Annotated in this window: 10 protein-coding genes and 2 pseudogenes; 7 read left to right on the top strand and 5 right to left on the bottom strand. The window is 58.3% G+C overall.

Annotation, left to right across the window (positions count from 1 at the left end; genetic code table 11):
• Window positions 1-513 precede the first annotated feature (513 nt).
• Entirely contained in the window at window positions 514-1,977 is a 1,464-nt protein-coding gene (locus AB8B02_RS18115) for a glucan biosynthesis protein G (RefSeq protein ID WP_309943909.1), read from the top strand.
• A gap of 14 nt (window positions 1,978-1,991) precedes the next feature.
• Complete coding sequence (mdoH, locus tag AB8B02_RS18110; RefSeq protein WP_439065891.1) at window positions 1,992-4,151, top strand: glucans biosynthesis glucosyltransferase MdoH; 2,160 nt, start codon at window positions 1,992-1,994, stop codon at window positions 4,149-4,151.
• A 137-nt stretch (window positions 4,152-4,288) separates the two neighbouring features.
• Here the strand turns inward: mdoH and AB8B02_RS18105 are convergent, their stop codons facing one another.
• Window positions 4,289-5,299, bottom strand: a complete 1,011-nt coding sequence (locus AB8B02_RS18105) for a DUF1236 domain-containing protein (protein WP_439059620.1) — start codon at window positions 5,297-5,299, stop codon at window positions 4,289-4,291.
• An 813-nt stretch (window positions 5,300-6,112) separates the two neighbouring features.
• On the opposite strand from AB8B02_RS18105, the pseudogene AB8B02_RS18100 reads away from it, so the two are divergent.
• The 3 genes and pseudogenes from AB8B02_RS18100 to AB8B02_RS18090 all read left to right on the top strand — a co-directional run.
• Window positions 6,113-6,214 (top strand): annotated as a pseudogene (locus AB8B02_RS18100) (DUF3606 domain-containing protein); the annotation flags it as partial.
• Window positions 6,215-7,876: 1,662 nt separating this feature from the next.
• Window positions 7,877-8,173: pseudogene (locus tag AB8B02_RS18095) on the top strand (RlpA-like double-psi beta-barrel domain-containing protein); the annotation flags it as partial.
• A gap of 58 nt (window positions 8,174-8,231) precedes the next feature.
• Complete coding sequence (locus AB8B02_RS18090) at window positions 8,232-8,528, top strand: hypothetical protein (protein ID WP_120286796.1); 297 nt, start codon at window positions 8,232-8,234, stop codon at window positions 8,526-8,528.
• 103 nt (window positions 8,529-8,631) lie between these two features.
• Here AB8B02_RS18090 and AB8B02_RS18085 read toward each other — a convergent pair whose 3' ends face one another.
• Both AB8B02_RS18085 and AB8B02_RS18080 read right to left on the bottom strand, forming a co-directional pair.
• A complete protein-coding gene (locus AB8B02_RS18085; protein ID WP_439064752.1) occupies window positions 8,632-8,958 on the bottom strand; it encodes a nuclear transport factor 2 family protein in 327 nt (108 codons plus the stop codon).
• 326 nt (window positions 8,959-9,284) lie between these two features.
• Window positions 9,285-9,482, bottom strand: coding sequence for a hypothetical protein (locus tag AB8B02_RS18080; RefSeq protein WP_147421557.1), 198 nt, complete (start codon window positions 9,480-9,482; stop codon window positions 9,285-9,287).
• An 832-nt stretch (window positions 9,483-10,314) separates the two neighbouring features.
• Between AB8B02_RS18080 and AB8B02_RS18075 the strand changes: the two genes are divergently transcribed.
• Window positions 10,315-10,542 (top strand): cysteine rich repeat-containing protein, encoded by a 228-nt coding sequence (locus AB8B02_RS18075; protein ID WP_439064751.1) that lies wholly within the window; start codon window positions 10,315-10,317, stop codon window positions 10,540-10,542.
• Window positions 10,543-10,620: 78 nt separating this feature from the next.
• Here AB8B02_RS18075 and AB8B02_RS18070 read toward each other — a convergent pair whose 3' ends face one another.
• A complete protein-coding gene (locus AB8B02_RS18070) occupies window positions 10,621-10,932 on the bottom strand; it encodes a hypothetical protein (RefSeq protein ID WP_192855954.1) in 312 nt (103 codons plus the stop codon).
• Window positions 10,933-11,286: 354 nt separating this feature from the next.
• Here AB8B02_RS18070 and AB8B02_RS18065 point away from each other — a divergent pair, with 354 nt between their 5' ends.
• Window positions 11,287-11,529 carry a ribbon-helix-helix domain-containing protein gene (locus AB8B02_RS18065; protein ID WP_081422132.1) on the top strand — a complete coding sequence of 81 codons (243 nt, stop codon included), beginning with the start codon at window positions 11,287-11,289 and terminating at the stop codon, window positions 11,527-11,529.
• On the opposite strand, the gene AB8B02_RS18060 is transcribed toward AB8B02_RS18065, so the two are convergent.
• Window positions 11,490-11,612: a hypothetical protein gene (locus AB8B02_RS18060; protein WP_439060590.1), complete on the bottom strand. Its 123-nt coding sequence runs from the start codon at window positions 11,610-11,612 to the stop codon at window positions 11,490-11,492. The two genes, AB8B02_RS18065 and AB8B02_RS18060, sit on opposite strands and share 40 nt — an antisense overlap.
• Window positions 11,613-12,260: the final 648 nt, after the last annotated feature.

Genomic DNA, 12,260 nt, shown 5'->3' with positions numbered 1-12,260 from the left:
CCGGAGGTCAAGCTCAGCAGTCAGGGCGGAGTGGTGTGGCGTGTCAGGCGGCCGATGCGAGAAACCGGGCTACGCGACGGGGAATTATGAACAACCGGCGGGATAAATTGGCAGCACTAATGCGGATCAATGCAGCATCGTCGAAGCGCTGCGTCCGTCGTTGAAAGCTGATCTTGTGGGTTTTCGTGAGTCATCCGGCAGGGGGCGTATTGGCTACCGCATTGAATGGTGACTTAGCGCCGTCGCACGGCGTGGACCGAGTGATTCAACGTCTATCGACAACCGGACAGCGCTATTTTTACTCGTCTATGGTCAGTTCGCGCGCCGTCGACTGGCATTTGACACCGGTGAGGTAGAGTCGGGAAACACCGGCAATCAAGGCAAGCGCAGAGCGCTGCATGTTCCAGCTCGCGGAACTCGATGGTGCAGCGCGTGTTATTGCATATCACTCTGGCGTTTGGAGACACCTTGAACCGCAGACAACTTCTCGGCGCTTCGGCCGCTTTGCCATTGATGACGATTATCCCGCGCAGCGCCCGCGCAGCTCCCGGGCCTGTGCCGTTCGACGCCGCCGTGGTGCGGCAAATGGCGCGGGAAGCCGCCGCCAAGGCGTTCAAGGCGCCAGACAACAAGCTGCCAGACTCCCTCAAGGATCTGGACTACGACCGATACCGCGCGCTGCGCTTTAATCCGGAGAAGGCTTTGTGGCGCGGCGAGAAGCTGCCCTTCGAGGTGCAGTTCTTTCATCGTGGCTCGTTCTACACCAATCGCGTCGATATCTATGAAGTGGCCAATGGCCAGGCGACCCAAGTCCCTTATCAACCTGAGCATTTCTCCTTTGGCGCTACGCCGCCCCCGCCGGCCGGCGCCGACTTAGGCTTCGGCGGCTTCCGGCTGCATGCCCCGATCAACAAGCCCGATTACTATGACGAGGTCTGCGTTTTTCTCGGCGCCAGCTATTTCCGCGCGGTGGCCAAAGGCCAAGTATACGGCTTGTCCGCGCGGGGCCTGTCCATCAACACCGGCGAGGCGGCCGGCGAGGAATTCCCACAGTTCAAGTCCTTCTGGATCGAGAAGCCGGCGTCCAACGCCAACTCGATCGTAGTGCATGCGTTGCTCGACAGTGAAAGTGCCGCGGCCGCCTATCGGTTCACCATCCGGCCAGGCGATACGACCATTTTCGATGTAGAAATGGTCATTTACCCGCGGGTGGAAATAAAAAACACTGGCCTCGCGGCGATCACGAGCATGTTCTTCTTCGGTCCGAACGACCGCAAGGAAGTGGACGATTTCCGCCCTGCCGTGCACGATTCCGACGGTCTGGCAATTTTCAACGGGCGAGGCGAGCAGCTCTGGCGACCCCTGCATAACCCGCGCGATCTGCAGATCAGCTCTTTCGGAGACCGAAATCCGCGCGGCTTTGGACTGATGCAACGGCAGAAGGACTTCTCCGACTACCAGGATCTCGAATCAAGTTTCGAACGGCGCCCCAGTCTCTGGGTGGAGCCGATTGGCGATTGGGGCGAGGGATCGGTGCAACTGCTGGAAATTCCGACCAAGGAAGAGATTCACGACAATATCGGTACCTTTTGGCGTCCGAAAAACCCGCTTCCAGCAAAGGGCGAACTCGCGTTTACCTACCGCCTGCATTGGGGGCCCGATCAACCGAAGCCGTCGGCGCTGGCGATCTTTTCACGCAGCGGCATCGGTGCGCGCGGGGACGATACCAAGCTATTTGTGCTCGATCTGATTGGCGACAAGCTCAAATCCATCGATCCCACCAAGATCAAAGGTGTTGTCACGGCCGAAAAGGCTGAAATCCGCAATATCGTAACACAGCGGAATCCGCAAAACGGCGGCTGGCGCCTGAGTTTCGAGATGCCGGTCAAGAGTAAGGCGCCGGTCGAATTGCGCGCTTCTTTGATGCAGGACGATCAGGCGATCTCCGAAGTTTGGGTCTATCGATGGACACCATGAATGTGAAGAACCAAATGCCGTTGGTTACCGTGCCTGCGGCTACGTTGCCGGCCGGCGCGGGCGAGAGGTTTCTACCGCCAGAGATGCCGCTGACGATGATATCGGATGGGCTCGCAGGGCCAGCTTCCTCCCAACGACGCGCGCAGTTCAGGCCCATGCCGACTGTTCTGCGGCGCGCTTACATCCTCCTCGGCACCGTGGCCCTGACCGCGGCCGGCGGCTACGAGATGTTCGAGGTGCTGAAGGTCGGCGGCGTGACCATCCTCGAAGGCATGGTACTGGCGCTCTTCGTACTGCTGTTCGCCTGGGTCGCGTTCTCGTTCATGTCGGCACTGGCCGGCTTCGTCCTACTGTTGATGCGCGCACGGGATCCGCTCGCCATAGAACCGCTTACGCCACTTGCGATGATCTCAAGCCGCAACGCGATGCTGTTACCGACCTATAACGAAGATCCCCATCAGATCACGGCGCGGTTGCGGGCGATGTGGGAATCTATATCGGAGACCGGTTACGCCGCGCAGTTCGACTGGTACGTGCTGAGTGACAGCACTGACCCTGCAATCTGGGTGGCCGAGGAAAAAGCCATTTTGAAACTGCGCCGCGAGACTGCCAGCGATCGCATCTTTTATCGCCATAGGATGCGCAACACCGCGCGCAAATCGGGAAATATTGAGGATTGGGTCAAGCGGTTCGGCGCTGGGTATGATCACATGATCATCCTGGACGCCGACAGCCTCATGACTGGTGACACGATCGTGCGCCTGGTCGCCGGCATGGAGCAGCATCCCGGCGTCGGTCTGATCCAGACGCTGCCTATCGTTGTCAATGCGCGGTCGCTATTCGCACGGATGCAGCAATTCGCTGGCAGGCTTTACGGCCCGGTAATCGCCTCCGGAATCGCTTGGTGGCACGGCTCGGAAGGCAATTACTGGGGACACAACGCCATCATCCGCGTGCGCGCCTTCGCAGAACATGCCAGCCTGCCCGAACTTCCCGGGCGCAAGCCGTTCGGCGGCCATATTCTCAGCCATGACTTCATTGAAGCAGCTTTCATGCGGCGCGCCGGATGGGCGATCCACATGGCTCCGAAACTGGGCGGCAGTTTCGAGGAATGTCCGCCGTCGCTCCTCGATTTTGCAGCGCGCGACCGCCGATGGTGTCAGGGCAATCTGCAGCACCTGGCTGTGCTGGCAGCGCCGCGGCTTCATTGGGTCTCGCGGTTGCATCTCCTGACCGGCATCGGTTCTTATTTAACTGCGCCGCTGTGGCTCATGTTTCTGGTGCTCGGGATTCTCATCTCGCTGCAGGCCCAGTTCGTGCGTCCGGAATATTTCGCAAAGGGATTTTCGCTGTTTCCGCAGTGGCCAGCCCAAGATCCGGTTCGCGCGGCCTGGGTCTTCGCCGGCACGATGGGTCTTCTGATCGTACCAAAACTGCTTGCCTACGTTTTGCTGCTCACCCAGGCCGAAAATCGAGCGCGGTTCGGCGGCGGCTTTCTTGCTTTGTCCGGCATCATCGTCGAGACTTTGCTGTCCGGCCTGATCGCGCCAGTGATGATGATCTTCCAATCGTCGGCGGTAGGCGAGATTCTGCTTGGTCGGGATGCCGGCTGGCAGGTCCAGCGCCGCGACGACGGCGTCGTCCCGATCCGCGAAGTGGTCAGAAAGTACGCGGTACCGACCGTGTTCGGTGTACTGATGGCGATTAGCGCTTATGCGGTGTCGCTACCGCTATTCCTGTGGATGACGCCGGTAATCGTAGGTCTGTGGCTGTCGATGCCGCTGGCCATCGTGTCGTCGCGCGCTCTGCAGCCAGGCCAGCACGCCGGCTTATTCGGAACTCCCGAACAGAATCTACCGCCGAAAGTACTGATTCGCGCAAAAGAGTTGGCCTTGGCGGCACCGATCTACGGCGCAAGCTCGCTGCACGAATTGCGTAAGGACATGGATCTGTGCGCGGCCCATTTGAGATCGCTGGTTGATGAGCCACGCAGCCGTGGCCAGATCGATTCCGACCTCGCCATCGCGCGAGCAAAAATTGTAGAAGCTGAGGATTTTGACGAAGCCGTCAGTTTTTTCAGTACGCGCGAGACTTTTGCGGCGCTGAACAGTCGGGTCGCGCTTCAGCAATTGGCTGCACTGCCCGATAAGGCACACGCCACGAAGTCTGAGTAGGACCTGCCAAAATATAATACGGAAAAGTGCGCGAGCCCCCATATGACAGCCATCGCACCCGAGGTTTCGGCCTTTGTAATGACATTGCGAAAAAGAGGCGGCCCACTGGCCGCCTCGATTCACTTTGTGAAGTCGTGTCAGTCAATTTCGTCGATCACCACGCGCTCTCCGGGGTCGACCAGATAGGTGCGATTTTCGCGGTGGATGTAGCGGTAGTCGCGCAGTGAAGGAGCTTCTCGGTAAACGACGTCGGGAAATTCTTCAATCTCGACCGTTTCCGGTAGACGCTCGCCGCGGCGGATAACCGTCTTGGCCGTACTGCCGGTCGTTTGGCGCTCGGTTGTCCTCGTTTTGACGTGCTTGCGCACAACGTCCCGGTCCTTGTCGGTAAACGAGACCTTGGAGCGGGCCGGTGCAGGCGCGGCGGCCGTTGATCCACCGGAGCGCGGCAGCACAGTTACGATTTGCAAGGTCGAAGGTTCGACGATGACGATTTCGTCGCGCACCACAAAGAAGCTGTAGCCTCGATATTGCGGTACGACTTCGACGACCTCAGAGGGAAGCGTCTGCAGACGGGTGTCGCGGGGAACAGAGGTGCCCACGGTCAGGGAAAAATTAACGTTGTTAAGAGGCTGCACGTTGAGTCGAGAAATCGACTGGGTAACACGCGTGCGCTGCTGGTCATTGATATTGACGGAAGCATTGACGCTGGTCGATTGCGACTGCGCATTGTTGTTCGTCGAGGGAGCTTGCGCCGCGTTGTTAGAAGGAGACTGGGCCGTATTACTCGTTGTCGTTGGCTGCGCTGCAGCGTTAGTACCGCCGCTGGTCGGAGCCTGCATCTGGCCGCCGGCCGTTGCGGGCGGCGTGTTGGTCTGCGCCTGCGGGGGCTGCGATGTCGAAGACCCGGCCGCCGACGATGGAGCAGTCGTCTGCGCCTGCGAAGAGCTGGTGGATGTGCTTGGTGAGGTGGACGTGGACCGATCGTTGGTCGTATCGGGCGCCTTCTGAGTCGTAGGCGAAGAGGTGCTCGGAGACTGCGTTTGTTGTGTGCTAGGGGAGGTTGCTGTCGCGCTTGGCGACTGAGCAATTGCTGCGGTGGCGAACACCAAGCCGACCGCCGTGCTAAATAAGAAACGCGCCTTCATGATCAATTCCTCCATTTTTTGTAGTCATCGTGAACGAGGGAGACACACGGTAGTTCCGATAGAGGTCGGGAATAAGTGGCAAATTCTAATGACAAGGGGTCTCTTCTCGGTCGCGTAGGCACTGATGGCCGCGTGGCAGAGCCGGAGAGCGAGGGCCTGGTGCAATTGCACGGCGCCTGCTGATCTTAATGCGAGCTGCGGCATCGTTCTGCTCAACGCCGTCCCTGCGAGTTCAAGTCTGCTAACCGGCTCCCTCCTTGTATTCTCGCAAAATTCGCCGGACTGCTCCGGCAATCAAGCAACCATTGTAATTGGGGAGTACGTCAAGGCAGACACATGCTCGCGGCGCACCCGCGACGCTCGCAACGTGACGGGAACCGTATGGTGTTTTAGCGGGACCAAAATTATTTGTAGGCGGGACGCATTGCGGGCCTACCGGGAACGGCGTCTCAACGACTACCCGGCTTCGGAATTAGACGACCTTCAGCCGGTCCGCAGCGGGGTCGCAATTGCATACCTTTCCCACCACCAGTCGCTTGGAACAACGCTCAATTAGAGCTCTTGATCCCACGTCCTTGCATGCACGCAAACTCTTGCATAGACGAACTCGCCGCGCGGGCCTTTGGGTTGGCGCGGCTCCTTTATGTGATCGTAACGTTTTACAGAGCGCTAACCTGCGCGACTGGCGCCAGATGTGTCTGTAGCGGTCTTGGCGGGAACTTGATGCCGCTGTCCGCCGTTTAACACGCGAATCGAGGCTGTTATGGACGATCTTAAAAAAAACTCCGCAAGGTCGCAGCAAGAGTTCGATACTGGACCAAGCACCTCAAGGTTACGAAGGAGGAGTTGCAAAGCGTGGTCGAAAAAGTTGGCAACTCTGCCGCGACCGTGCGTAAAGAGCTCGCAATTTCATAACGGGAGGCGACCCTGACTACGCTCGCTGCGCTTCTTGATGAGTCCGTCGATATCGCTTTCGATTTTCTGCGGCGCTCGGGAGACTTGGAAGATGTTCGTGAGGCTAACCAGTTCCTCACATTTCACGTAGCCAGACTGATGCGAGAGGGCATCACGAGCCGCCTTCTGTTGTCCAATCGGGCTATCGCGGCATATCGATCCCGGGCGGCCAATGGCCCGCCAAGGGATGTCAAGCGCTCAGCGGGCTAGCGTGGAGTTTTACCGGTCCTACCTTCGCGCGTCGCCGAAGGTTTGACGCCGACTTGGCCTTCGCCAACTGGGAGATCCCCGGCTAAGTCCTCAGGCCAAGTCTGCGCTCATTCTGGCCGCAACGCTCGTTGGATGGGCCCTCATTCAACGTCGAGGCCAAGCTCACGCAACGCTCGGGCTGGCTCAACCGAACCGAATGCGTCTCGGCGCTCCTCGGGATCATAGCGTCCCAACCGAAATGGAGAGCGGCGACGCTTTTGTACCGCAGTATCCGGAATCCTATCGCCCAGATGAGATGGGAATGCCGTTCGACGAGGGGCCGAGGAAAGCTTCCGGCTCCGTGAAAAGTCAGCACAAACTAATTCGTTCCTCGGGAAGGATCGGCCCGGCGGCGGAGGGATTTCGCCGCCGGCCGCCTCACTGAACTCGGTGCGGAATGCCGCTCAGCTCGGCCAACAGCTTCTGCAAAAGCTGCCGGCTCGTGAAAATTGGATCAAATGGTTTCGTTCCGGCGGCGCTTCATCAAGCCCCCAATAATATAATGGAAGGCCCGGCCGCCTGAGGTTGAGGGACATGGTGAGCCGCCGAGCCCGGCGACAGCTTAAGGGATCATCTGCCAGCTGCCGGAAAGAACAAACTTCTTGGAATCCTTCCTGGGCCGACGGAAACCGGAGTGTATGACCTTGGAAGAACGACCATCGGTTCCTCAAATAATCAGATCTGATCGACAACGTTCCGGTCAACATCCGCCTAGCTTAGTGGGGCCGCTCATATTGCAATTGAGCGACCCCGTGCCACGCAATTGAAATGTTGCCGGTACGAACGACAAGTCCGGCAACGTCACGCGACACTTTTGACGCTAAGCCCTTCGTTCATGTGCACAACACAAGCCGCTCCTTAACCTAACTACTCAACCTTACCGGCGAAATTCGTTAGCTGCTTCTCACGGCTTGCGGAGCGGATTTCGCCATCGCCTGTCACCGGCGGCGCAGGGCACATCAGCTGAGTACAATCATAGGAGGCTCGGCGGCGTTGGGTTTTGGGGGTGGGGAAGCCGCCGAGCCCGGCCGACAGCACCACACAACTGCCGACCGCAGGAAAAAGCGGCAATAATAGATTTCGTTCCCTCAAATAGCAGCCAATGAAATGGCCCGACGCTCAGCCGAATCCTTGAGCGGCGGGCCGACCGTCGCGTGTGCTTCCTGGGATCGCTCCGGCCGGGAAAATCTAGCATCAACACAAATGGAAACTCAATGACCCGCCTTTTAGCGGCAGCCTGGCTGTGCGTGCTCTCCGTCAGGCCTGCTGCTGCTCAGAACTTCCTCGAAGGCGTCGTATCCCTCAACCTCACCATGACCAAGGAGGAAACTGCATCGCTAGCCATACGGCGTAGGAGATGGCTATCACGGCCGCGGGACGGCCTCGGGCGAACGGTTCGACTTACGCCCTGGCGGCCGCACACCGCACCACGCGCTTCGGCAGCCACGTCACGATGATAACGCCAATGATCGGTCGGTAAAAGTTCGGATCACGGCTCGCGGCCCGTTTATCAAGGGTCGTTGCATCGATCTGTCTCGAGCAGCAGCCAATGCAATCGGCGTGGGTGGTATCGCGCGCGTCACCGTCCGGGTAGCCCCACGAGCGGGTGACCCGGTCGTGTTTGCCTCCGGAACTTGCCCGGCTGTCGAACGGAGGCCGGGCTTTTTGTAATCCGTCGCGATGGAGTGTCTAATAGCCGGACAGGCACGGTGCCGACAGGGAGGTTGCAATGCGCGAGCAAAATCCATCCCGGACGATTAACTTTGGTCAGGCCATCGTTTTAATCGTTCTGTTCGCCATGCTGCTCTTTGCAATTGTCTGGTCGATGATGGCATGGACGTCAGCTGAGGACGCTGAGATGTCGATCCATGGTTGGATCGCCTTGGCGCTCGGGACGGTTTTCTCACTCGTTATTGGATGCGGCCTGATGGCCTTGATGTTCTACAGTAATAGAAGCGGCTACGACGACACGGCAAACACCGATTGGCGCAGCGAAAAAAAACCGCCAGATGATGAAGTCGGGTAGGTACCCGCGATTAGCCTGCAGCCGCTCTTGCTCGGCGCCGGTGACCGGGCTTTTTATTCGACTAGCCTGATGACCCTCAGCGCGTTTGCGCGGTCAAGTGGCCCTAATTTGGCGGGCCGCATTTTTGGAAGGTGATCTGGCCAGCATCATCAAATTCAAAGTCAGCCCGGATATTTGAGCCGTGGCAAACGTAAGTAATGGCAACGCCATCACGGGCCGGTTCGAGATTGTCCAAGTCCGCGGCCGGAGAATCTCTTAGGCGCTGCTCCCAATATGCACGTAAAGCCTCGCGACCATTTATCGTCGTGGCGCCGCCGCAACCACATTCGATCGTAGCGGCTTCGGCATAAAGGCCGAGAATACTTTCAAGGTCGCCTGAGCGATAGGCATCTAGCCAATCAACTACCGCGGCCATCGGGTCAAAGGACATTTTCTCACCTACTTGCCAAACGTATGCGTCTAACAAGCGATTTAGAAGTAGTCTAATGAATGCGTCCTGAATGGTTTATTCAGGGAAGTGGCCTGAAACCCACCGTGGACGGTATACCAGTATGTTAGTGGTGTTTGGTGATCGCCGTCCTCTTAGCACTTTGGAATCTGGGGATTGCTCCATGGTCGGATCGACAGCACGAGCGAGCGCATTAACGATGCGCTAACCAAGCTCGATCAGCCTATCCAAGAATGCGGCGGCACCGGACGGGGAGCCGGCAGCCCCATCAGGATGCCGGCCGGTGTCATGCCCGGGCGGCTTTTTCGTCATTCGATCAATCGGATCACTTTGCGCCGATTGAGCCGATCCAGCGTGGCAACGAAGTCCCGATCGTCGAGCACGTCGATCAGCCGATCGACTAGATCAACGGCACTTCGCGAGCCCGGCCCGATGTAGTCTTTCAAAAGATTTCTCGCCGCGGTCACAGAACGTATCAGATGATCGATCTCATCTCGCTCACTCATTGGTCCCTCGCCAGCTTGGTCGCGCCACGCCGGCTCCTTCTTGCCCTAGTGATAGACGGGTTCATCCATCGGAAAAGGTTTGCATCGAGCCAAGCCGAGCGAACATTTGCGGTCTAGAAACTGGCCCCCGACACCAACAGAACCGCACCAATTACCATTAGGAGAATGCCCGGCCAGTTGGTTCCGAGCCCCAAGAATCTCATGCCCCGCCGCGGTGGCTCCAGAGTGTCGCGAACTGGCCGGGAGGAATCTGGGCCGCTAAGCGATCCCCGCCAAATAGCGGCGCGTGCCATGTACAAGACGCCGCCTAGGACTAGCAGCGCGCCAAGGCCCATCAGGAACATTCTCGGCTCCGCATTCATCGCTGACACACGCACGGACCGGGATTTTAAGAGCCGGCGGAATAATTCGTTCCGGGCTGGCCGATCGACAGGCGAGGCAGATTGCTGACGAAGTATACGCTAACAAAAAAAAAGCCCGCCGAAGCGGGCCTTTTCTCAATCAGAGAGAACCATACAGCTGGCGCTCTCTGCGCATCTCGTCCGCATCGAAGGTTTGCTCGCAGGATCGTAGCCAGTCCAGCCGCTTTTCTGCCAGGCGGGCTCCTTAGAAAGTAGAGAGCGAAGACGCTCATCGATGCAATACGTTTCATGTTCTTCACGAGCAGGGGGCCCGTCCAACTCGCACGTGCGAATGGTGTTCCAATCCCATCGCGCTCGATGGTGCGGTGCGATCCGACCAAGTGGCCAGCCAGATGATGTTTCCAATTGGTGAGCCGTGGAGGAACAGAGCAAGGCGAAGAGCTGTTATCAAGGGCAAATAGGAGTTACTGATGACACGTTCGATCCTGTTAATAGCTGCGGCAATCGTATTCTCCGGCACAGCCCTTGCGCAAAGCAGCGGAACGCCGGAGGAGCAGGCTGCGTGCCGTGCCAGCGTGCAGCGCTATTGCGCACAAGCGATTCAGGGCGGGGATATGATGGTGCTTTCCTGCCTTCAGCAGAATAGGCCGCGCATTTCGAAAGCATGTCGGCAAGTGTTATTGAAGCATGGCCAATAGGCGTGCTCAGGCGAAGGGCCCCGGCACTTGTTCCGGGGCCCCAGCTGTCCAGTAGAGTACATCCGTCCAGCTGGACAATTAGTTCCCGCCGCCCGCGCCACCCCCGGCACCGCCGCCTGCGCCACCACCTGCGCCGCCTGCACCACCGCCCGCGCCGCCGCCGCTAGTGCGGCCTTGGTCAACGTTGTTCATTGAGTTGGCGCCGCCGGCTTTTCCTGCAGCTGCGTTCGAACCGCTGAGAGAGCTGGCGTTGTTGCCGCGTTCCGAGCCAACTGCGCCGGTCGTCCGGTCCGACGTTGTTGGTGCAGTGGGCGAGCTCGGCGTCGTCTGGGCGAGCGCCGGCGCTGCAATAAGTGTCAGTGCTGCACTTGCAATAAGAAGTTTTCGCATGTCGTTTCCTCTCGTGACGCCCCAACCGAGAAATGCAAACTAACAAAACCTGTTCCGAACGACTTCACTTTTAGATGGGAACAATTTCTGGTTCTCGCATTTCTCAGAATGCCTCGCATGAGTGTGTCTTCGTAAGGCGTTCAATTTTCTGGTTGCCTCGCCGCGGCGCCTCGAACACCGGGGGACCCTTGAAAGTAGCCTCTATGTTGAAGAGTCCGCGACGATCCATCCGACCGATTTACGGCTACGCGCTCGGCTTCATCTTGTTGCTGGGTCTCATTGGAGGCGCGGTCTCGGTCATCAGAAACGAAGGTAAGGCACCTGTCGATCAGCAAACCAAAACGGTGAAATAGCGTGCCTCAGCCGAAAAGGAGAAAGCAGGGACTCGTTAAAGCCGACGGATCGAAGTCGAGCGTCAGCCTTGAGCCTGAGTTTTGGAGCGCTTTAAAGGAAATTGCCAGTGAACGAGGGACGAGCCCAGCAGCCCTTGTCAGACTGGTCGACCGCAACGGGCCTCAGGTGAACTTAACCTCGGCCGTCCGTCTGTTCGTCTTGCATCATTTCAAAGCCAAAATAAAGGACGGGTCTCCCGCGTAACTTAGCCGGCTGTTGGCAACGTTCGCATTGTGAAATTCAATGCGGTCATCAGCAACCGGCCGGTAATGCTCAATCATCGTCATGTATGCCTCCGCTGGAAAATCCGCGAAATAAGCGCGCGCTCGTTGTCTGGCGGCAAGACGGGGCCGGGTAAATGTCTCGGGGACGGACCCACTGTTAAGTCGAAGCTTTTCACGTCGTGATCGAAGCCGTTCGCTCAACGACCGGGGCTTCGTTTACGATCCTCAACTGGCCATAACCCTTCTGCAAACTCTCCAGAGCGGCGATTTGCATCGTCACGGTCAGGTATTTCAGGCATGCACTGGAGAACCGACTGCGGGTGGCGACGCCTAGGCTCGATGTAGTCCCATAGAAGCCGCAGGTCCATTTTCAGATGCCAGACCTTTCCGGGTTCGCATTCCAGTCTTGCTGAGCGATGGTGCCGACGTCTACGTCGCCGTACCGGATGTCCATGTCTCGAGCAGGGCGGGAGAGCGATGGCGGGAGAGTTCGGGCGGGCATCACAGCGCCTTTGTGGCGTGCCGCCGTCCGGGCGGCGACGATTTCGATGAGCGTCGGGATGGGCAAGCGGAACAATAGGCGCGAATTGGCATTGCAACACAATGGAAGACAGACTCTACCGAGTCCTTCTCGCGTTAGGCATAGCCGGGCTGATTACTGCATTCGTGGTTTTGGTCCTCCTACTGCTTTATTGGGCAGTAGGTAGTATT

Origin of the sequence: Tardiphaga sp. 862_B3_N4_1, assembly GCF_051811085.1 — a bacterium.
In the GTDB taxonomy this organism is placed as follows: Bacteria; Pseudomonadota; Alphaproteobacteria; order Rhizobiales; family Xanthobacteraceae; genus Tardiphaga; species Tardiphaga robiniae.
The sequence above is the reverse complement of the archived record's forward strand: the minus strand, read 5'-3'. Positions and strand labels throughout refer to the sequence as shown.